Origin of the sequence: Vreelandella azerica (assembly GCF_013112225.1) — a bacterium.
GTDB lineage: Bacteria > Pseudomonadota > Gammaproteobacteria > Pseudomonadales > Halomonadaceae > Vreelandella > Vreelandella azerica.
The window spans coordinates 85,918-105,731 of record NZ_JABFHI010000002.1 but is presented as its reverse complement, the minus strand read 5'-3'; the positions used below and the strand labels follow the sequence as shown (position 1 = coordinate 105,731).

Sequence of the window (19,814 nt, the reverse complement as noted above, 5' to 3'; positions counted from 1 at the left end):
TAAAACCTTTTGTTTTAGGTTTGACCTTATCCCTGTCCGTGTCGTCCGTGAGTGTCCGTGGTGATTTTCTCAACTCAGCTCACACCTCACTTACCAAGAATCGCCTCCAGAGCCTTGTCCAGGGTCGGGTACTGGAAGGTAAACCCCGCAGCTTCCAGGCGTGCCGGGCGCATATCCGCGCCGGTCAGTAACAACTGTGACATCTCGCCAAAGCCAAGCTTTAATACCGGTGCGGGTACCGGAAAGATCGCCGGGCGTTTCAGCGTTTTGGCCAGGGTGCGCGTGAATTCCGCATTGGTCACGGGATTTGGCGCACTGGCGTTGAAAGGCCCGGTCAGCGTCTGATCCTCCAACAGGAACAGCATGGCCTCGACCAGATCATCGCGGTGAATCCACGGCATGAAGTGCTTGCCATCCCCAAAGCGTCCACCCAGCCCCAACTTGAACGGCGGCAGCATTTTCTGCAGGGTGCCGCCACCGGCATCCAGCACCAGGCCGATCCGCAGGATGGCCAGGCGCACACCCAAAGTTTCAACCTGACGAGCTGCCTCTTCCCATTTAACACACAAGCGATGGGCAAACTCATCGTTAGGCGACGTTTCTTCCGTCACCTTGTTGGCCCCCTGATCACCGTAATACCCCACGGCTGACGCGGACAGCAGGGTATGCGGCAGCGGCTGGCCATTTTCCTTGAGCTGTTCGCACAGCGTCACCAACTGCCCGGTCGCCTTGAGGCGTGATTGAACCAGCTCTTCTTTCTGGGCTTCGCTCCAGCGCTTGGCGGCAATCGACTCTCCCGCCAGATTAATCAGCGCTTCCGGCGGCGAATCAGCAAATGCCTGGGCGCTTTCACGAATATCGCAGCCTTCAGGCAGGCGCGAGCGGACTTTTTCAGGTGTTCGTGAGACCACCTGCAAGGCATGCCCCTGCGCTGCCAGACGCTTGCAAAGGCGCTGGCCGACAAAGCCACTTCCGCCTGTTATCAATACACGCATTATGTGTTCTCCTTTCGCTGCCACCAGTGCTGATGCAATGGGGATGTGACGCTATTTTATTGTACGATACCTATACCAGTCTGCTACAATCTGGATAGATAACCAACCGACTCGACATTGTCACCATCAACGGCGTTGATACCGCTGTGATCAAGGATACGTTACATGGCCGCTTCTAACATGTCCGGTGCTGCTAATGCCTCACCCGAAGGTGCGTCATCTCATACCGCCATCATTGGCGCCGGTCTTGCTGGGCTTGCCTGCGCCAAGGTGGTGGCTGACGCTGGTCAGCAGGTCACCCTGTTTGATAAAGGGCGTGGCCCAGGCGGGCGGATGTCAAGCAAACACCGTCCGGAAGCGGTTCTGGATCTTGGCGCCCAAGCCTTTAGCGTACGTGATGACGCCTTCAATGAGGAAGTTGCCCGCTGGCAGGCGGCAGGTTGTGTTGGCCAGTGGCCTGAACGTATTTATCGCGCCAGCCCGACAGGTTGGCAGCCACATCATGATGGCCAGGTGCGCTATGCCGGCTTACCCAGAATGAGCGCCATCACCCGCCACCTGGCTGCAACGCTTGAGGCCAGCGACGTCACGCTACATACGGCGACGCCCATCACGGCCTTGATAAGGAAGAACGCGGAATGGTGGCTTGAAAGCAATAACACAGAGCTGCATGGCCCTTATACACGCGTAGTGATTACCGCCCCGCCCCCTCAAGCGGCCATTCTGGTACAACCCTGGGATACACAACTTTTCGAACTCTGCCAGCGCCTGGTTCAACGCGGTTGCTGGGCCGGTTGGGCAGTATTTGCCAAGCCACTGCCAACGCCTATAGGCATTGAAAAAGACTGGCAGATGGCCCGTGTAGACCACCCTGCCCTGCGGCTGGTTTGCCGTAACCAGACCAAACCGGGGCGCGAAAACCAGCCAGAGAGCCTGAGCCTGCTGGCCAACCTTGAATGGAGTGAAACCCACCTGGAAGCGACGCCGGAAGCGATTACCCAGTCTCTGCTTGACGCTTTAAAAGCCTTTACCCCGCGCCACTCAAACTGCCCGAACTACTGGATAGCGGCGCCCACCGCTGGCGTTATTCCCAGCCGGATCAAGACAACCCGTTTCCCGAGCAAGGGTTTGCCCACGGAGCCAACGGCCTTGCGCTGTGCGGCGATAGCCTGCGCGGCGGGCGGGTGGAAGATGCCTGGCTGTCCGGCCACCGGCTAGGGCTGTCACTGCTTGAATCTGAGAACATAAAGAGCGAGTCAGCCGGATAAATAACCGCGTATGGAATGAGAGGTTGTACCTTGAGGCGACAAGTTGTACAAATAAAGCGTGTATAATACGCGTCAATTTTTTGCTTTATGAATCAATTGCGTTGAGAATTGAACGCAAGTTAAACCAAACACACTGTGCATTTTGCAAAAGATAACCAAGAGGCAATGGCGCCCATGAGCAACAAGGCGACCCACCCACCCGACACACCGCTTTACCCTATCCGGGAAGTTTCCCGCCTGACAGGTGTGAACTCGGTCACTCTGCGCGCTTGGGAGCGCCGCTATGGGCTGATTCGCCCGCAGCGCACGCCAAAAGGCCATCGCCTCTACGCGCAGGATGACATCACTCGCATAGAGCGTATTCTGCAATGGCTCAACCGTGGTGTGCCGGTCAGCCAAGTTGGTGACCTTCTTGACCAACCCGAAACCGTTGAACCGCCAGCACCGGCCAGCGGTGACTGGGAGAGCCAGCGCCAGCAGTTACAAGGCACCATTGAATCACTCGATATGGCGCGACTCGATCCGCTCTATCATCAGAGCTTGGCCCTCTATCCGCTCAGCGTAGCGATCAACGAGCTGTGGCAGCCGGTGATCATGAACCTGGAAGCCCAATGGGAAAATAAACCCGATGCGCTGGTACGCCGGACGCTGGAAGCCTTCCTGCGCAATCAGGTAGGCATCCGCCTGCACCATGCCAATCAGGCGACCCGTGGGCCACTGATCCTGCTCAACAGCATGCCTGACGACCCGGGGCCACTATGGATTCTGATGGTGGCACTGGTCGCCAGTGAACATGGTTATCGGGTGCAGATGCTGGATCGCAACCTGCCCCTGGAAGACCTGCCACAGGCGGTTTCACGCTTGCATGCGTCTATTGTGCTGCTGACCAGCGGCCAGTCAGAAAGTGATCACTATATTCATGACCTGCTGCCTCAGGCGGCCAAGGGGCTGAATGTGCCGGTGGGCGTATGTGGTAACGTGGCCCGCCTGCGCGAAAACGACTTCTCCAGCGGCGATGTACACCTGCTGGGTAATGATCTACCTCAAGCCATTTCGCGTCTGCGCCCGCTGTTACGTGAATCCGGCATTCTCTGACAAACGTTTCTGATATTCCTCGACAGGAGACACCATGGCGCTGCAGTTGGTTTGGTTTCGTACCGATTTACGTATCCACGACAACAGCGCGCTAGCCGCAGCGGCTGAAAAAGGCCCGGTGGTAGCCGTCTTCCTGCATAGCACCGAACAATGGCAGGCCCATGGTCATGGTGCCAACAAACTGGACTTCTTAGCGCGCGGCGTTGATGCCTTGAAAGACGCTTTGGCCGGGTTGAATATTCCGTTGCTTCAGCGCGAGACGGGCACCTTCGAACAGGCTCCCCGACAGTTGGCAGAGATTGCTCATCAGCTGGGCGCTGAAGGCCTGCATTTCAATCATGAATACCCGCTGAACGAGCAGCGCCGCGATCAAGCAGTTATCGAACACTGCCAATCAGCCAGGCTGAGCGTTCACGGCTATCACGATGCCATCGCCTTTGCCCCCGGCACCCTGTTGACCGGCAAGGGCGACTATTACGGCGTCTTTACGCCGTTTTCAAAAGCCTGGCATAAAAACGTCCAGCCTGAACAGCTGGCACTGCGTAACACGCCTGAACCTCAGGCGCCGCTGGATATCCCAAGCGATACCATGCCTGACCTGCCCGCCATGGATACCCAAGCAGTGGATGGTCGCCAGTGGCCCGCCGGTGAGCAGGCCGCTGCCGATAAGCTTGAGCGGTTTCTGCGTTTTCGAGGCCGCTACTATCAGTCTAAGCGTGACTTCCCTGACGTGCACGGCACCAGCGAGCTTTCCGCCTATTTGGCGCTGGGAATGATTTCCTGGCGCCAGTGCATGCAGGCCGTGCTGAGTGAAAACGGCAGTTTGGCCGACGGTGATGCTGGCCTTGTTGCCTGGGTGAGCGAGCTGATCTGGCGGGAGTTTTATCAGCATGTCGCCGTGGGCTTTCCTCAGGTCTGCCAGCATCAGCCGTTTCAGGCCCATACCCGCCACCTGGCCTGGCGTGACGATGACGACGCCTTTGCGGCCTGGTGCGAAGGGCGCACCGGCTACCCAATTGTTGATGCCGCCATGCGCCAGCTGGTCGCCACCGGCTGGATGCATAATCGCCTGCGCATGATTACCGCCATGTTCCTGAGCAAGCACCTGCTGATCGACTGGCGCCGTGGCGAGGCATTTTTTCTGCAGCATCTGGTGGACGGTGAGTTCTGTGCTAATAATGGCGGCTGGCAGTGGGCAGCTTCTACCGGTACGGATGCCGCGCCTTATTTTCGCATTTTCAACCCAACCACCCAGTCCAGCCGTTTCGACCCGGAAGGCAACTTTATTGCCCGCTGGCTGCCAGAACTGGAACAGCTACCCGCCAAAGCGCGCCACTCTCCGCCTCGGGATCTTTTAACCCAGCTTGATTATCCGGCGCCAATTGTAGACCACAAGATGGCGCGCCAGCGGGCGCTGGATGCGTTCAAGGCCCTGAAAGACTAGCCTGTCGCGGCCTTGTTATATGCCACCGTTATCCTTACCGGAGTTCGTCATGTCACAGGACACGGCGCTTGATGCGTTCTGCGCCTTCTTCAACAAACTAGACAACACCTGTACAGAAAAGCTATACGAGGTATATACTGAGGATATTGTGTTCAGCGACCCTTTACATACTATTGAGGGACGAGCGGCACTGGAAGAATATTTTGCGAGTATGTACGCCAATGTCAGTGAATGCCAGTTTCGTTATCACCAGCGTCAGCGTCATGGGGAAACCGCTTTTGTTACCTGGACAATGAACTTTGCGCACCCCAGGTTAGCTGGGGGTAAAGTGATCAGCGTCGATGGTTGTTCGCACCTGACTTTTGCAGATGATGGCCGGGTTTCTCGTCATCGTGATTATTTCGATGCCGGCGCCATGCTGTATGAACATGTCCCTGTCATGGGTGGGCTGATACGTTTATTGAAACGTCGCGCGGGCTGAAAGCCGCGCAACCAAGGAGAGAGTCATGAGCCGATGGTCAACCCCTCAGCGTATCTGGCTGACCGGTGCGACATCCGGGATTGGTGAAGCCGTTGCCAACAAGCTGCTTGATGAAGGTCATCAGGTGGTACTTAGTGCACGCAACGCTGACAAGCTCGCTGCCCTGTGCGGTGAGCGCCCGAATGCCATTGCTCTTCCGCTGGATATCAGTGACCAACAGGCCGTGCTAGACGCCGCTCAGCAGATTGAGGCCCGCCTGGGCGCTCTGGATATCGCGTTACTCAATGCGGGCACCTGCGAATATCTGGATGCCCAGAATTTTGATATGGCCCTGATCAAGCGGGTCTTTGATGCCAACCTCTACGGCACCCTGTATTGCGTGGAAGCTGCCTTGCCGCTGCTGCGCGCTGCACGCAAGGAAGGCGGCCATCCGCTGCTGGCGGCTACCTCCAGCGCCTCGGCCTATGTGCCCTTACCCCGCGCCGAGGCCTACGGCGGTTCCAAGGCGGCCATCAGCTACTTTCTGGAATCCTTGCGCCTGGGGCTGGATCAGGAAGGTATCCGGGTCAGCCTGATCCATCCTGGCTTTGTCAAAACCCCCTTGACCGACCTTAATGATTTCCCCATGCCGATGCGTATTTCCGCCGAGCAGGCGGCCGATGCGCTGCTCAACGGCCTGGCCAAAGGCCGGCTCGATATTCATTTTCCACGCCGTTTTACCTATATCGTCAAACTCTTGGGCATTCTGCCCCCGCGTTTACGCCACGCCATTGGTTTGCGCATGACCCGCTCGCAAGGAGAGCCGCAATGAATCAGCCTTCCACTTCACAGGCTAGCCCGCTTCAGGCCTCCCAGCGTATAGCCGTGGTGGGCAGCGGTATCAGCGGCATGGCCGCGGCGTGGTACCTTTCGGCCCAACATGAGGTCACTCTGTTCGAATCTGCGGAACGCCTCGGCGGCCATACCGCCACAATCGATGTGGAGGTGCCCGGCAAAAACGGCCCGGAACACTACGCCATCGATACCGGCTTTATCGTCTTTAACGACTGGACTTACCCGCATTTCCAGCGTTTGCTGGAGACGCTGGGTGTTGCGGCTCAGCCCACTGAGATGAGTTTTTCGGTGCATGAAACCGACCAGGATTTTGAATACAACGGCCACACCCTGACCTCGTTATTTGCTCAGCGGCGCAACCTGCTACGCCCGTCCTTTTACCGTCTGCTTGGCGATATCATGCGCTTCAACCGCGAAGCCACCAAGGATCTTGAAAGCGAATGCCTACCTGATGGCATGACGCTGGGTGAATACCTTGACCACAAGGGCTACGGCGAAGCCTTCCAGCGCCGCTACCTGCTCCCCATGGGGGCAGCCATCTGGTCGGCCAGCATCAGTGACCTGCGCGCCTTCCCGCTGACCTTTTTTGTGCGCTTCTTTCGTAATCACGGCCTGCTGTCAGTCAATCACCGGCCCCAGTGGTACACCCTGATCGGCGGCTCACGGCAATATATTCCTGCCCTGACCGCGCCCTACGCTTCGAACATTCGGCTGAACACACCGGTCAAGGCGATTACCCGCGATAGCGCTGGCGTCACGCTGACCACGGCTGACGGCAATGAGCGTTTTGATCAGGTAGTGCTGGCCTGCCATAGCGATCAGGCGCTGGCCATGCTCAGCGACCCGACCGAAGCCGAACGTGAAGTTCTTGGCGCCATGCCTTACCAGGATAACGAGGTGGTACTGCACACCGACACCCGCCTGCTGCCGCGCCGCCGCCGCGCCTGGGCCAGTTGGAACTACCGCCTTGATCAGCGCGATGCCGGGGAGCGCGTATCGGTGACGTATGATATGAACATCCTCCAGCGCCTGGAAGCCGACACCACCTTCTGCGTCACCCTGAATGACAGCGACAGCATTGCCCCAGACAAGGTGTTGGGCCGCTTCACCTACGCCCACCCCCAATTCACTCTGGACGGCTACGCCGCCCAGCAGCGCCATGCCGAGATCTCCGGCGTGGGCCGCACCCATTTCTGCGGCGCCTACTGGCGTAACGGTTTTCATGAAGACGGCGTCTGGAGCGCTCTGCGAGTGGCCAGGGCACTGGGCTGTGATGAGGCCGCCCAGCCCCCGAAGACGCCGGATGCCCTGCCCGCTCATGAGCTGATGCCTCAGCAAGGTATAGGCGAGGGGGTAGGATGACAGCAGACAGCGCGCTCCGCTCGCGTATCTATCGCGGCACCCTGCGTCATCGCCGCTTTACCCCGCGTGAGCACCACTTCAGCTATCAGGTATGGATGGCTTGGCTGGATCTGGATGAGCTGCCGACCCTGTTCGACGGTGTGCCCGGCTTCAGCGCCCGCCGCAAGGCACTGGCGCGTTTCCGGCGTGAAGATTACCTCGCCCCGGTCGAACTGCCCCTCAAGGAGGCCGTTCGCCAGGAACTGACCCGCCAGCTGGGCGACGCGCCCCAAGGGCGCATTTGCATACTCACCCAGCTGCGCACCCTGGGTACTGTCTTTAACCCGATTTCAATGTACTACGCCTTTGATGAACAGGATCGTCTGGCCGCCGTGTTGGGTGAAGTCACCAATATGCCGTGGCGGGAACGCACCTGCTACGCCTGCCGGGTTGACCCTAAACGCCACAGCCATGGCGCCATGTTCGCCAAGGATATGCACGTTTCGCCGTTCAACCCCATGGATATGACCTACCGCTGGCGGTTCAATACGCCTGGCGACAAGCTGTTGATGCACATGGAAAACTGGCACAACCAACCGACCAGTCACGCACCTGCCCGCCAGTTTGATGCCACCCTGATGCTGGAAGCGTCACCGGCTACCCGCCGGGTGCTGCTCTCGACCCTGGCCCGCCAGCCGTGGATAAGCCTGAAAACCGTGGCCGGCATTCATTTTGAAGCGTTGCGCCTCTGGCTGAAACGCGTACCCATTTTTGACCATCCGCAACGCAAGGAGACGCCGTAATGACCCGTTTGCGCTCGTCACGCTCTGCAACCTCCAATATTGTTTCGTCTGCGTCTCTGGCGGCGGCCCCCGCACCTACCGGCGCATCCGCTCAGAGCGACCTTTCCCAGACGCCCCGCGAAGGCAGGCTGACCCGCTGGCTCAAGCCGCGGCTGATCAAGCAGTTGGATGCCATGCAGGGCGGCCAGATCACCCTGATTGATGGCAGCCAGTCCTACCATCTGGGTCAAGGCGGCCCCCTGCAGGTGACGGTGGTGGTGCGCCACCCTCGCGCCTGGAAGCGCCTGGCCTTTGGTGGCACCGTAGGCGCTGCAGAATCCTATATGGATCATGACTGGGATGCCGATGATCTGGTGGCCTTGATTCGCCTGTTCGCCATCAACCTGGATCAGGTCAACGGAGAAATGGAAAACGGCAGCGCGCGCTTTACCCGCTGGCTTTTAAACCTGGCCTACCGCTTCCAGCGTAACAGCGTTACCGGCTCCAAGCGCAATATTGCGGCGCACTATGATATCGGCAATGATCTGTTTGCGACTTTTCTTGACCAGGCCCACTGGATGTATTCCAGCGCCGTCTTCCCCTACCCGGAAGCCAGCCTGGAGGAAGCCTCCACCTACAAGCTGGATATCATGCTCGAAAAGCTTGATGTTCAGCCGCACCATCACCTTTTGGAGATTGGCACCGGCTGGGGCGGGCTGGCCATTCATGCGGCCAAGAGCCGGGGCTGCAAGGTCACCACCACGACCATTTCCGAAGAGCAGTACAACCACACCGCCGAACGTATCCAACAGGAAGGTCTTGAAGACCAGATCACCCTGCTCAAACAGGATTACCGCGAACTGACTGGCACTTTTGATCGAGTGATTTCCGTTGAGATGATTGAAGCCGTGGGCCATCAGTACCTGGATACCTACCTGGCCAAGATCGACAGCCTGCTCAACGCCGAAGGCCAGGCCATGCTGCAGGCAATTACCATCCGCGACCAGCGCTTTGAATCCGCCAAGCGGGATATGGACTTTATCAAGCGCTATATCTTCCCCGGCGGCTTTCTACCCTCGCACCACGCCATGCTGTCTAGCGTGATGCGCAAGACGTCGCTCAATATGGTGGCCCTGGATGAAATTGGCCAGCACTACGCCCGCACGCTGCGCGAATGGCGCCACCGTTTCGAGGCCAGCCTGGAGGCCGTACGCGCCCAAGGCTACGACGAGCGCTTTATCCGTATGTGGCGCTATTACCTGTGCTACTGCGAAGGCGGCTTTATTGAGCGCTCGATTGGTACCTGCCACTTGGTGCTGGCCAAGCCTCAGGCCAAACCGGCACCGCTGACAGGCGCGCCATGAGCCAGGTATCTGCGCCCCGCTGGCCCAAGCTGGTCTTCAACCTGGTAGGGTTTGAGGCCGGCTGGCTGCTGTGTGTGCTGGGAGGCTCCTGGGTGGCGCTGGCCACCGGCCTTGTGCTGATTGGCGGGCATCTGCGGTTTATTGCCCGCCCCGGGGAGTGGCGCCTGCTGGCAGGTTTTGCAGGGCTGGGAATGCTACTGGATGGCAGCCTGACACTGCTGGGCGGTTTTGATTTCAGCGGCCATACTCAACTGTTCGGGTTACTGCCGCTATGGCTGTGGATGCTATGGCCACTGTTTGCCACCCTGCTGGCGCATTCACTGACCTGGCTATGGCGCCTGCCCTGGCTGGCTGCCGTGGCCGGCGCCGTGAGCGGGCCACTTTCCTACTACGGCGGCGGTGTGCTGGCTGGGGTTAGTCTCGCACCCTGGTTGCTCCCCGCGCAGGCGCTGATCTGGGGCTTGCTATGTTACCTGCTGGCACGTAATGCTCAACGCTTGGGACTGGTGAGTGAAAGGTGAATGGTGAATGGTGAAGGCTAGGATGCTTGACTAACCGGGGTTAGGCCTGGCGCTTCGCTATTTGCCTTGGTAGAGGAATTACTTATCCAGCGCTGCTCCAGGTCAGGCACCGGCAGTGGGCGAGCAAAATAGAAGCCCTGCACGGCATAGCAGCCTGCATCTACCAAAAAACGGTTCTGCGCATCGGTTTCTACCCCTTCTGCGATCACTGCAAGGCCCATTCCTTTGGCCATGGCCAGCACCGCTTCAACGATGGCCGCGTCGGCTCTACTATCGGGCAGTTCACGAATAAAAGCACGATCCAGCTTTACCTTATCCACAGGCAGGTGCTTAAGGTAAGCCAGCGACGAATAGCCGGTGCCAAAGTCATCAATGGCGATGGCAAACCCCTGTTCGCGTAGTAATTGCAGACGTGGCCCCATATCCCCCGCGCGCTCATCGAGCAACACGGATTCTGTCAGCTCCAGCCCCAGCTGGGAGGCTTTGATTCCATAACGCTTGAGGCTGCCAGCCAACTGGCTTTCCAGATCACCATGAAATAACTGCAAGGCCGAAATATTGATCCAAACAGTGACTTTCGGCATGGCACTGTTCTGCCAGTGCGTCTGCTGGGCACAGGCCTTTTCGATCACCCAGTTGCCCAACTCCGTCATCAGGCCGTGGCGTTCGGCCAAGGGGATAAAGTCCGCCGGGGAAATCATCCCATCACGCGGATGACGCCAGCGCAGTAAGGCTTCCATTCCCAGCAGTTCACCGCTCGCCGGATGATGCTGGGTCTGGTAATGCAATTCCAGCTGATCACCAGAGACGAGAGCGTTACGCAGATCACTGACCAATGCCAGTTGCGGGTTATCCTGTTTATCCAGCGCCGGGCGAAAGCGCAGGTCACTGTTACGCCCCAGGCGCTTGGCGTTGTATAGCGCCGATTCCAACCGCTGGAACAGCACACCGGAATCCTTGCCATCTTCCGGTGCCCGGCAACTGCCAATGGTCAGGCCCAGGCGCAGCGACTGATCCTTGATCTCAAACGGACGGCTCATATGGTCACGCAGACCAGCAATCCATTTCTCATGATCATCAAAGGTGGTGGTGCGGATCACCATAAATTCATCGCCGCCCAGGCGCCCAACGGCTCCTCCTGCTACATGGCTTGCCAAGCGCTGGCCAAACATCGCCAACAGGCGATCCCCCTGTTCCACCCCAGACCATCGTTGAAGGTTTTCAGGCCATCAATGTCCAGCAGGGCGATATCCAGGCTTTCACCGGCGCGCAGGTGACGCAGCCGCGAGGCCAGTAAATCGTGCAGGCGACGACGATTAGGCAGCCCTGTTAGCGGGTCTTCATAGCCAATCCGACGCAAATCCTGCTCTCGGGCTTTCTGGGCGGAAATATCCGTAAACAGACTGATATAGTGGGTAATCTCACCGCGCTTATTGGTCACCGCGCGTACTTTAAGCCATTCAGGATATTCGTCGCCATGCTTGCGCCGGTTCCACATCTCCCCTTCCCAACGCCCTGTCGTCTGCAGGGTATTCCAGAAGCCCTGGTAAAAGGCTTTATCGTGGCGTGGGGCAGCCAGCGTTTCGAGCTTATGGCCGAGGATTTCATGCCCTTCAAAGCCGGTGATCTCAGTAAATGCCGGATTGACCGCCAACACGCGATTACTGGCGTCACTGATCACCACCGCATCACTGGCCAGGCCAATGGCATCCTGGGAAATCAGTAATTTCTGGTTCTGCTTACGCACCTGACACCAGGCATCAAAGATCCCCAAGCCAACGAAGCTGGCAGCCACCATGCGCAACATAGCATCCGGCACCCAGATACAGGCCGGCAAGGCCACCAGCGCCAACCACACCAAAGGACGACTAAAGGAAAAATTTGGCCACATGAATAAAAGGTAATCTCCGATAAGCAATGACCGACATATGCGCTAACGCCTGGAGAATTTAAGACGCCACAGAACCAATACACCAACTGAACCGATTAAGCTAGATGCATATATAACAGATTATCGGCCTATCATGAGAAAACTTGAGTGCCTGTTGACGTATATGGCTGAGGAAGTCAAAAGGCTCCGCGCTGAAACGCGACATTGAAACTTTTTACGTCACTACGAAAGGTCATTAGCCACGGACGCTCACGGACGGCACGGACAAACTCCTTTCATTTTTTATGAGCAGTTTGATTTTGACCTTGTCCGTGTTTTCCGTGAGGGTCTGTGGCCATTTTTTACTCACCACGCCGTCGCACGGCCACCACACCTGCCAATTCGGTTATCCCCGAAACTCGGGCACCAAGCCGTTTTGCCAGCGCCATGAGCTGCAGCCAGGCAATTCACCATACAGGTTAACGGCGAATGCCAATGGTTCTGCCTGCCATGGCCGGGCGTTCTGCTGGGCGCGGCAATGCATCAATGGCGGTCTGAATAGCTGAAGGAAAGGGCGCTGGGCGTACTGTCGTACTATCCATACCCATCAGCATCTGCTCGCTGGTAGCTAATCTTTCCCCTTGGCTGTCATGCAGCTCAAAAATACATGCAGGCGTTTGGTATCGCTATCCAGCAGTGCCAGCGAGACCACCAACGGCTCGCCCTGATGGGTTTCACGCTGATAACACAGGTGGGTTTCCAGGGTATAAATGGTATAGCCATAGTCGGCCCGCCCGCTTTCATCCAGGCCGATATGATCCATCAGCGCTTCCACCGCCAATGAAAATACCCGAGCATACTCGGCATCGTTCATATGGCCGTTATAGTCGACCCACTCTGCGGCGACCTGGGTGTTAAAGATAATCATTGTGTGGCTCCCTGGTTGTTATTGCTCGGCTGCGCGCAGAATAGCATCTAGCGCAGCCTGATAGCCCTGGGTGCCCAACCCGGCAATCACGCCGTTGGCGCGCAGCGACACATAGGAATGCTGGCGAAAAGCCTCGCGCTGGTGAACATTGGAAATATGCACCTCAATCACCTTGCCTTCAAAGGCGTTGAGGGCATCCAGAATGGCAACCGACGTATGGGTATAGGCCGCCGGGTTGATGATGATGGCATGAGTGCCATCAGTGCGCGCGGCCTGGATCGCATCAATCAGCACGCCTTCATGGTTGCTTGCAGGCAGTCCAGCTCCCAACCGGCCAGTACGGCTTTTTCACGCAGGGCATTGTTGACGTCATCCAGAGTTTCATAGCCATAGATGTCGGGTTCCCGGCTGCCCAACAGGTTAAGGTTGGGGCCGTGAAGAACCAGGATTTTACGCTGAGTATTTGAAAAAGTGGGCATGGCGGCTCCTGAGCGGAAAATAGATCAACCATCATTCTAACCACACAGAGGCTGACGCGGCATGGGCGTCGGGTAAAAAGCGCGCTAAAAAAACGCCCCTGACAGACATTCGTCAGGGGCGTCAGCGCCAGTCACTCATCAGGCGGTTAGCCAAACAGTGCGAAGCTGCCAGAGTTCAAGAACATATGAACGATAATACCGGCGATGTAACCCAGCAGAATCACCGGTGTCCAGCGCAGGTGGCCCATAAAGGTATAGGCGCCACGGGCCTGACCCATGACCGCCACACCCGCCGCTGAACCAATCGACAGCAGGCTACCGCCGGTACCCGCGGTCAGTGTGATCAACAGCCACTGCCCATGGGACATATCCGGCTCCATGGTCAGTACCGCAAACATCACCGGGATGTTATCGATCAACGCCGAGATCACACCCAGGGTGATGTTGGCACCGGTAGCGTTCCACCCCAGGTAAAGGCTTTCGGAAAGCATCGCCAGATAGCCCATAAACCCAAGGCCACCCACGCACATGACGACCCCATAGAAGAACAGCAGAGTATCCCACTCGGCCCGCGCCACGCGGTTGAAGACATCAAAGGGCACTACGCTACCCAGGTTTTGCAGCTTCTTGTGATCACCCCGGCGGCTATAGCGTTCACGCTTGCGCTCCAGCGAGCGCGGCAGGCTGCGGCGCAGGTAGTAGCCGAAGAACTGCAGGTAACCAAGGCCCGTCATCATGCCCAGCACCGGCGGCAGGTGTAGCAGGGTGTGGCAGAGTACGGCGGTGGTAATGGTCAGCAGGAACAGGAAGATGATGCGCCGAGCACCGCGCTTCAGGTAGACGTCTTCATAAACGCTTTCCGGCTTGGCGTCCTTGATAAAGAAGCTCATCACGATGGCGGGCACCAGGAAGTTGACCAGCGACGGGAAGAACAGGATGAAGAACTCCTGGAACTCGACCATGCCTGCCTGCCAGACCATCAGGGTGGTGATATCGCCGAAGGGGCTAAAGGCGCCGCCCGCGTTGGCCGCCACCACGATATTCACACAGGCCAGGTTAATAAAACGCTTGTCACCTTCGGCGACTTTGGTAACCACGGCGCACATCAAAAGAGCTGTTGTCAGGTTATCGGCAATCGGCGAGAGCACAAAGGCCAGGCTACCGGTCAGCCAGAACAGCTTGCGATAGTTAAAGCCTTTACGCAGCATCCAGGAGCGCAGCGCATCAAACACCTTGCGCTCGTCCATGGCGTTGATATAGGTCATCGCCACCAGCAGGAACAGCATCAGCTCGGTGAATTCCAGGAGCGTCACGCGAAACGCATGTTCGGAATCTGCCGACATGCCGTTCTGGACATACACCCAGCCGATGAGGCCCCAGATAATACCGGCAGCTACCAACACAGGCTTGGACTTGCGCATGTGGATCTTTTCTTCGGCGATAACCAGCATGTACGCCAACACAAAGACCGCAATGGCAAAAAGCCCACGCCTGTACTGGTCAGGTCAAGCTCGCCGGTCGCCGCCAGCAGCGCGGGGCTGAACAGCATAAGCGCCGAAAAAGCGCATATAGCCAACAAAAAAGCCAGCGGCGATGGCATCGCGGCTGGCTGGGAGGTTCGTTCAAGGGAGTCATAGTGAGTTTATCCTTACCGTCTTTCATCCAAAGCTGGGAAAGAGAGTGGTTGATATAAGGGGTGGCAAAAAGCCGCATTATTTTAGCAGCCCGTATTGCGATGCAATAAGGAATAAAAACGAATGAAGCTCATGGATAGCCCGATAACCGTGTCTTTTTTTTTTGTAAGGTAGCCTTTTGGGGAATGGTATCTTCGTAAGAAGTGGTTTTCACAGGATAATGAACTGATGTTGACATTCTACTTTATGATTAGGTTTTTACAATGCGTCACATAACACTGCCTTAAATTCCTCAAGTTAGAAATTTTCCCGCCGAAGGACTAGACTATTATTATTAAAAAAGTGAACGGGTAGGCTTGTTTTCGTCATGCGCGGCAGGTCTATCGGCTCACTTAAACCCATAAGCCTTGTCAGTAGTACCGCCTGAAGTGACAGCCAAACGTGCTGCTCAGACCATAAAAGCGGCAAAATCTGCGGGCAAGGCAAAGGATTAGGTTCTGGTATGTCTATTTCATCACTGGGTATCGGGTCAGGGCTGGATCTGAATGGCTTGCTTGATCAGCTACGCGATGCCGAGCGTCAAAAGCTTGAGCCAATCGAGCAGCAGCTGGAATCCGAGCAGGCGCGCATTTCAGCCTATGGCCAGCTTGAAGGCGCGCTTTCGGAGTTTCAGTCGGCGGCGGATGCCCTTGGTGATACCTCTTTATATGAGAGCCTGTCGACTAATACCAGCGGCGAAGCCGTAAGTGCAGCAGCGGATGAGACGGCCATGCCGGGCAGTTATAACGTTAATGTAACTACTCTGGCCACCCGGGGTACCCTGGCATCCGAGGGTGTTAATGAGGTCAGTGCCTCTGATGAAGCCATTCCCGGCCTGGCCGAGCAGGCCATGACCTTCACCTTCGGTAATGGCGATACCGCCGATGTCAACATTGCTGCCGATAGCTCCCTTGAGGATATCCGTGATGCCATTAATGCAGATGCCGAGGCAGGCGTTAATGCCTCGGTGATCAACGACGGTGACAACTATCGCCTGGCGCTCAGCTCTCGGGAGACGGGTGCTGACGCTTCCATCAGTAGTTTTTCGTTCAGCGAAGCAGATGCAGCGCCGTTTACCGCCGATACGAGCAATGCTGCCCAGCCGGGCACGGATGCTTTACTCAACGTCAATGGCGTAGAGATCAACAGCGCGACGAACCAGGTAGAGGGCGCCATTCAGGGCGTTACGCTCAACCTGCAAAGTGAAGGCACCGCCAGCGTAGCCGTTGAGCAGGATACCCGCGCCGTGCGCGAAGCCGTGACGGGCTTTGTGGATGCCTATAACGGGCTCAGAAGCACGACCGGTGAGCTCACCACTTTTGATGCTGAAAGTGGCCAGGCCGGCGAGCTGAACGGCGACAGCACGGTGCGCATAGTGGAATCCCGCCTGCGCAGCGAGCTAAGCAGTGGTGTGGCCAACAGCGGCGACGGTTTTTCAATGCTCAGCGATATTGGTATCTCCTTGGAGCTGGATGGCACGCTCTCCATTGATGAAGGCCAGCTGGACAGCGCCATTGCCAACGATCAACAGGCGCTTTCTGATTTTTTTGCTGGCAATGACACAAGCACCGGCCTGGCTGAGCAGCTGAGTGACAGTGTCGGCCAGATGCTCAGCAGCACCGGCACCGTGCAGGGGTCTATTAACGGTGCGGAAAGCCGGATTGAATCCTTGGGCAGCCGTTACACCAATATGGAGCAGCAGGTAGAGCGCACCATCGACCGCTACCGTACCCAGTTTGGTCAGCTTGACGGCATGATTGCCGAGATGAACCAGACCAGTAATTACCTCACCAACCAGTTTGCCGCTCTGGATGCTCAGATGAACGCCGGTAACTGATAACGACGACCGAGCAACCTGAAAGGCAAAACCACCGCTTTATGACCCGCCATAGGCTGTTGCCTGGGCGGGTTTTTTTGCATTCTGCGTTGAAAAATACGCCGCCATGCAATGCTTAAATTGTGAATAAAGGTTAAAGTTAGCCGCTAATTCGTCGATAATAACTCTGTGGTGAGAGTTTGTTGACGTTTCACCATTATCACAATGGCGGCATGCTTTGACACTGCCAGCCCACAGCGCAGCTTCTTTTCTATCAGCCAGGGTGTTGGCAACTGCGCAATACGTGTTGGGTTTAGCCAGAAACACTGAGGACTCCCAGTATGGCAACAATAACCTCTCTCGGTATTGGCTCAGGCCTTGATCTCAGCGGGCTGCTTGATCAGCTCAACGATGCAGAACGAGGCAAGCTGGCACCGATTACCCGTCAGCAGGAGCAGCAGGAAGCCAAGATTTCGGCCTATGGCAAGCTTGAGTCTGCTCTGAATAGCTTGAATGATGCGGTAGATGCGCTAAGCAAGCCGTCGCTGTATGAAAGCCTTTCCGCCAGTGTGCGCGGCGATGAGATCACCGCAACCACCGACGCCACGGCGCTGCCCGGCAGTTATTCTATTACCGTGGATACACTAGCGACCCGAGGCACTTTGGCATCAGTAGGAGTAGACGATGCCGAAGCAAAGATATCCGGTGCCAGCGAGCAGACGCTGACCTTTGTATTTGGTGAGGAAACCAACACGGATGCCAAAGCCGATACCACTGTTACGATTGCCGCTAATAGCTCCCTTGAAGATATCCGCGATGCGATCAATGCCGATGCGGATTCAGGTGTAGATGCGTCCGTCATCTTTGACGGCAGCCAGTATCGCCTGGCGCTTAGCTCCCGTGATACCGGTGCTGATGCATCCATCTCTGGGTTCAGCTTTAGCGGTACCGACCCCGCACCATTAGTAGCAGATACTGGCAGCGCGGCAAAACTGGGTACCGATGCCTCGCTAACGGTAAATGGCGTGGCCATCACCAGCGCTAATAATCAGATTGAAGGCGCCATTCAGGGCGTAACCCTGGATCTCAACGCGCTCAATATCGGCGCGGGCGAGACGGCCAGCAGCACGGTCAACGTGGAACGTAATACCCTGAAGATCCGCGAATCCGTGGGTGACTTTGTCGAGGCCTTTAACGGCCTGAAAGAGACCATTGGCACTTTGACTAGCTTTAACGGCGACCGTGAAACCGCCGGTGAGCTGGTGGGCGACAGCACGGTGCGCACCATTGAAGGGCGTTTGCGCAGCGTGCTGGGTAGCGGTGTCGCCGGGGGCGAATTTTCCACCCTGAGCCAACTGGGGATTACCCTGCAGCGCGATGGTACCCTGGAAATGGACGACGATACCATCAGCAACCTGGCCAAGAACCAGCCGGATGCGCTAGGCAACTTCTTCGCCGGTGCCGAAGGCAATAATGGCCTGGGCGACCTGCTGGGCACCGCGATTGACCAGCTCACCGGCAAAAACGGCACCCTGGGCATTGCCATCAGCGGCGCAGAAAATCGTATTGAAAGCCTCAACACCCGCTATGAACGCGCCGAGCTAAGCATCGAACGCACCATTGAACGCTACCGGGTACAGTTCGGCCAGCTGGATTCGATGATTGCCCAGATGAACCAGACCAGCACCTACCTCAACCAGCAGTTTGACGCCCTAGACGCCGCTCTTGGCCGCAAGGATTAACCACGCTGCAAACGCCCGGCGGGTGGCTCCACCCGCCGGGTTATTGTTTCAGATAGATATAAGGATTAAGTAAATAATAGGATAGTAGACGGCTCTTACCACGGCACGCTGCGCCGCCCGGTCTGAAACTCCACTACCTTCTGGTAAATCTCGCGCGCCCGCGCCATGGCATCCTTTTCCATCTCATCCAGGCTGACCTCGCGGTTGCCCTTGGCGCCCTGGCTTTGCAGCAATACTTGCACATCGGCGCGATAGCGTTCCAGTAGGTGGGTAAGGTTGGCATGGATCATCTGGATTTCCAGCATCAGCTTGCGTTGCATTTCACGGTAGCGCAGTAGGTCCTGCGGCTGTTTGGCGTTATCAATCAGGCTTTGCAGGGTGGTATTCACCAAGCTGCGAGCCTGTTCCAGCCGGGGGTAATCACAAACACCACATCGTAAAGCTGAACAGGGTCTTTGTAGTGCTGGAAACTGTGTTGAAAGCTCATGCTATTGATCACCTGGAGTTAGTCATTTTCTCGGCGCATTTCAGCCAGTTTTTCTGGTGTGATCGGCTGCTGCCTGGCATCCAGCATCTGGCCACCCAGTGCCGCAACATCGTGGGTAAAGGCAATCAGGTCGTCCGGGTTACGTGAGACTTTATGAGCGTTTAAAAAACGGATCAGGATAGACACGCCTTTAACCGGTGGGTGTTCGCCTTCTTTATGTAAAGGTGGCGCTGGCCACCATCAGCGGGTAGCCATGCGGCCCCGGCGTCCTCGTAAAAGGCGTTTCTGTCTTTAAGCATCTTGCCCAACGCCTGATTAATTGCCTGGCTTGGCTGTTCAAAAACCACAAACAGGCATTGCTCTGCGCGAGCCTTGGGCTTGGCCGCTGTTTTTTGTCTGGAAGGCGCTCCCGGCGTGGTAGGCGGTGGGGACACTGCTTCTTCAGGTTGTTTTACAGCCTGACGAGGTTTGATAACCACACGATAGAACAGCACCAGGCTGATCAGCCCAAAGAAAATGGCGGCACCGGCCAGCAATACAGGGATCTGTGAGGGCGACATCAGTCTTTCCTTCCATACCAAATGTTAAATCATAGGATACGCTTTTATAGGCAAAATGCAGCCTTCTCATCAAGTTACCAACCGTTACATCTTTTTTGATTTTAAGGCTAAAGGTTTGTCCTGGCAGGCCGTAA

18 protein-coding genes and 3 pseudogenes are annotated in these 19,814 nt (G+C 56.8%); 11 read left to right on the top strand and 10 right to left on the bottom strand.

The window, feature by feature from the left end; translation table 11 throughout:
* Positions 1 to 86 precede the first annotated feature (86 nt).
* Complete coding sequence (locus tag HLB35_RS04475; protein ID WP_171701683.1) at positions 87 to 995, bottom strand: TIGR01777 family oxidoreductase; 909 nt, start codon at positions 993 to 995, stop codon at positions 87 to 89.
* A gap of 165 nt (positions 996 to 1,160) precedes the next feature.
* On the opposite strand from HLB35_RS04475, the gene HLB35_RS04470 reads away from it, so the two are divergent.
* From HLB35_RS04470 to HLB35_RS04430, 9 genes are all read left to right on the top strand, one after another.
* On the top strand, positions 1,161 to 2,213 hold the full coding sequence (locus HLB35_RS04470) for an NAD(P)/FAD-dependent oxidoreductase (protein WP_235936994.1): 1,053 nt from the start codon (positions 1,161 to 1,163) through the stop codon (positions 2,211 to 2,213).
* A 224-nt stretch (positions 2,214 to 2,437) separates the two neighbouring features.
* A complete protein-coding gene (locus tag HLB35_RS04465) occupies positions 2,438 to 3,358 on the top strand; it encodes a MerR family transcriptional regulator (protein ID WP_171701682.1) in 921 nt (306 codons plus the stop codon).
* Between the two features lie 34 nt (positions 3,359 to 3,392).
* Entirely contained in the window at positions 3,393 to 4,802 is a 1,410-nt protein-coding gene (gene phrB / locus HLB35_RS04460) for a deoxyribodipyrimidine photo-lyase (protein WP_171701681.1), read from the top strand.
* A 49-nt stretch (positions 4,803 to 4,851) separates the two neighbouring features.
* Positions 4,852 to 5,283, top strand: a complete 432-nt coding sequence (locus tag HLB35_RS04455) for a nuclear transport factor 2 family protein (RefSeq protein ID WP_171701680.1) — start codon at positions 4,852 to 4,854, stop codon at positions 5,281 to 5,283.
* 25 nt (positions 5,284 to 5,308) lie between these two features.
* Positions 5,309 to 6,094 (top strand): SDR family NAD(P)-dependent oxidoreductase, encoded by a 786-nt coding sequence (locus HLB35_RS04450; protein ID WP_171701679.1) that lies wholly within the window; start codon positions 5,309 to 5,311, stop codon positions 6,092 to 6,094.
* A complete protein-coding gene (locus HLB35_RS04445; RefSeq protein ID WP_171701678.1) occupies positions 6,091 to 7,479 on the top strand; it encodes an NAD(P)/FAD-dependent oxidoreductase in 1,389 nt (462 codons plus the stop codon). The genes HLB35_RS04450 and HLB35_RS04445 overlap by 4 nt, the downstream gene beginning before the upstream one ends.
* Entirely contained in the window at positions 7,476 to 8,261 is a 786-nt protein-coding gene (locus HLB35_RS04440; protein WP_171701677.1) for a DUF1365 domain-containing protein, read from the top strand. Before HLB35_RS04445 ends, HLB35_RS04440 begins: the two co-directional genes overlap by 4 nt.
* Before the next feature lie 173 nt (positions 8,262 to 8,434).
* Complete coding sequence (locus HLB35_RS04435; protein ID WP_422822428.1) at positions 8,435 to 9,604, top strand: class I SAM-dependent methyltransferase; 1,170 nt, start codon at positions 8,435 to 8,437, stop codon at positions 9,602 to 9,604.
* Positions 9,601 to 10,125, top strand: a complete 525-nt coding sequence (locus HLB35_RS04430; RefSeq protein ID WP_171701675.1) for a DUF2878 domain-containing protein — start codon at positions 9,601 to 9,603, stop codon at positions 10,123 to 10,125. Before HLB35_RS04435 ends, HLB35_RS04430 begins: the two co-directional genes overlap by 4 nt.
* A gap of 17 nt (positions 10,126 to 10,142) precedes the next feature.
* On the opposite strand, the pseudogene HLB35_RS04425 reads toward HLB35_RS04430, so the two are convergent.
* The 5 genes and pseudogenes from HLB35_RS04425 to nhaD form a co-directional block, all read right to left on the bottom strand.
* Positions 10,143 to 12,016, bottom strand: a pseudogene (locus HLB35_RS04425) (putative bifunctional diguanylate cyclase/phosphodiesterase).
* A gap of 458 nt (positions 12,017 to 12,474) precedes the next feature.
* Positions 12,475 to 12,603: a hypothetical protein gene (locus HLB35_RS18190; protein ID WP_328731038.1), complete on the bottom strand. Its 129-nt coding sequence runs from the start codon at positions 12,601 to 12,603 to the stop codon at positions 12,475 to 12,477.
* Positions 12,604 to 12,623: 20 nt separating this feature from the next.
* Positions 12,624 to 12,923, bottom strand: a complete 300-nt coding sequence (locus HLB35_RS04420) for a thioesterase family protein (RefSeq protein ID WP_328731036.1) — start codon at positions 12,921 to 12,923, stop codon at positions 12,624 to 12,626.
* A gap of 18 nt (positions 12,924 to 12,941) precedes the next feature.
* Positions 12,942 to 13,402: pseudogene (aroQ, locus tag HLB35_RS04415) on the bottom strand (type II 3-dehydroquinate dehydratase).
* 146 nt (positions 13,403 to 13,548) lie between these two features.
* Positions 13,549 to 15,037: pseudogene (gene nhaD / locus HLB35_RS04410) on the bottom strand (sodium:proton antiporter NhaD).
* 501 nt (positions 15,038 to 15,538) lie between these two features.
* On the opposite strand from nhaD, the gene fliD (HLB35_RS04405) reads away from it, so the two are divergent.
* Entirely contained in the window at positions 15,539 to 16,912 is a 1,374-nt protein-coding gene (gene fliD, locus HLB35_RS04405) for a flagellar filament capping protein FliD (protein WP_171701674.1), read from the top strand.
* A 39-nt stretch (positions 16,913 to 16,951) separates the two neighbouring features.
* Here the strand turns inward: fliD (HLB35_RS04405) and HLB35_RS04400 are convergent, their stop codons facing one another.
* A complete protein-coding gene (locus tag HLB35_RS04400) occupies positions 16,952 to 17,218 on the bottom strand; it encodes a hypothetical protein (RefSeq protein ID WP_171701673.1) in 267 nt (88 codons plus the stop codon).
* A 14-nt stretch (positions 17,219 to 17,232) separates the two neighbouring features.
* Here HLB35_RS04400 and fliD (HLB35_RS04395) point away from each other — a divergent pair, with 14 nt between their 5' ends.
* Complete coding sequence (gene fliD, locus HLB35_RS04395; RefSeq protein WP_171701672.1) at positions 17,233 to 18,633, top strand: flagellar filament capping protein FliD; 1,401 nt, start codon at positions 17,233 to 17,235, stop codon at positions 18,631 to 18,633.
* A gap of 95 nt (positions 18,634 to 18,728) precedes the next feature.
* Here the strand turns inward: fliD (HLB35_RS04395) and HLB35_RS04390 are convergent, their stop codons facing one another.
* The 3 genes from HLB35_RS04390 to HLB35_RS04380 form a co-directional block, all read right to left on the bottom strand.
* The gene (locus HLB35_RS04390; protein WP_235936993.1) at positions 18,729 to 19,025 is read right to left on the bottom strand and encodes a hypothetical protein; all 297 of its coding nucleotides are present in this window, start codon (positions 19,023 to 19,025) and stop codon (positions 18,729 to 18,731) included.
* A gap of 113 nt (positions 19,026 to 19,138) precedes the next feature.
* Positions 19,139 to 19,306, bottom strand: coding sequence for a hypothetical protein (locus tag HLB35_RS04385; RefSeq protein ID WP_171701671.1), 168 nt, complete (start codon positions 19,304 to 19,306; stop codon positions 19,139 to 19,141).
* Positions 19,294 to 19,680 carry a hypothetical protein gene (locus tag HLB35_RS04380; protein WP_171701670.1) on the bottom strand — a complete coding sequence of 129 codons (387 nt, stop codon included), beginning with the start codon at positions 19,678 to 19,680 and terminating at the stop codon, positions 19,294 to 19,296. The genes HLB35_RS04385 and HLB35_RS04380 overlap by 13 nt, the downstream gene beginning before the upstream one ends.
* Positions 19,681 to 19,814: the final 134 nt, after the last annotated feature.

Bases quoted from the DNA above. Each gene is read 5' to 3' on its own strand.
- HLB35_RS04475 (WP_171701683.1), bottom strand. From the start codon at position 995: ATGCGTGTATTGATAACAGGCGGAAGTGGCTTTGTCGGCCAGCGCCTT.
- HLB35_RS04470 (WP_235936994.1), top strand. From the start codon at position 1,161: ATGGCCGCTTCTAACATGTCCGGTGCTGCTAATGCCTCACCCGAAGGT.
- HLB35_RS04465 (WP_171701682.1), top strand. From the start codon at position 2,438: ATGAGCAACAAGGCGACCCACCCACCCGACACACCGCTTTACCCTATC.
- phrB (WP_171701681.1), top strand. From the start codon at position 3,393: ATGGCGCTGCAGTTGGTTTGGTTTCGTACCGATTTACGTATCCACGAC.
- HLB35_RS04455 (WP_171701680.1), top strand. From the start codon at position 4,852: ATGTCACAGGACACGGCGCTTGATGCGTTCTGCGCCTTCTTCAACAAA.
- HLB35_RS04450 (WP_171701679.1), top strand. From the start codon at position 5,309: ATGAGCCGATGGTCAACCCCTCAGCGTATCTGGCTGACCGGTGCGACA.
- HLB35_RS04445 (WP_171701678.1), top strand. From the start codon at position 6,091: ATGAATCAGCCTTCCACTTCACAGGCTAGCCCGCTTCAGGCCTCCCAG.
- HLB35_RS04440 (WP_171701677.1), top strand. From the start codon at position 7,476: ATGACAGCAGACAGCGCGCTCCGCTCGCGTATCTATCGCGGCACCCTG.
- HLB35_RS04435 (WP_422822428.1), top strand. From the start codon at position 8,435: ATGCAGGGCGGCCAGATCACCCTGATTGATGGCAGCCAGTCCTACCAT.
- HLB35_RS04430 (WP_171701675.1), top strand. From the start codon at position 9,601: ATGAGCCAGGTATCTGCGCCCCGCTGGCCCAAGCTGGTCTTCAACCTG.
- HLB35_RS18190 (WP_328731038.1), bottom strand. From the start codon at position 12,603: ATGGGTATGGATAGTACGACAGTACGCCCAGCGCCCTTTCCTTCAGCT.
- HLB35_RS04420 (WP_328731036.1), bottom strand. From the start codon at position 12,923: ATGATTATCTTTAACACCCAGGTCGCCGCAGAGTGGGTCGACTATAAC.
- fliD (WP_171701674.1), top strand. From the start codon at position 15,539: ATGTCTATTTCATCACTGGGTATCGGGTCAGGGCTGGATCTGAATGGC.
- fliD (WP_171701672.1), top strand. From the start codon at position 17,233: ATGGCAACAATAACCTCTCTCGGTATTGGCTCAGGCCTTGATCTCAGC.
- HLB35_RS04380 (WP_171701670.1), bottom strand. From the start codon at position 19,680: ATGTCGCCCTCACAGATCCCTGTATTGCTGGCCGGTGCCGCCATTTTC.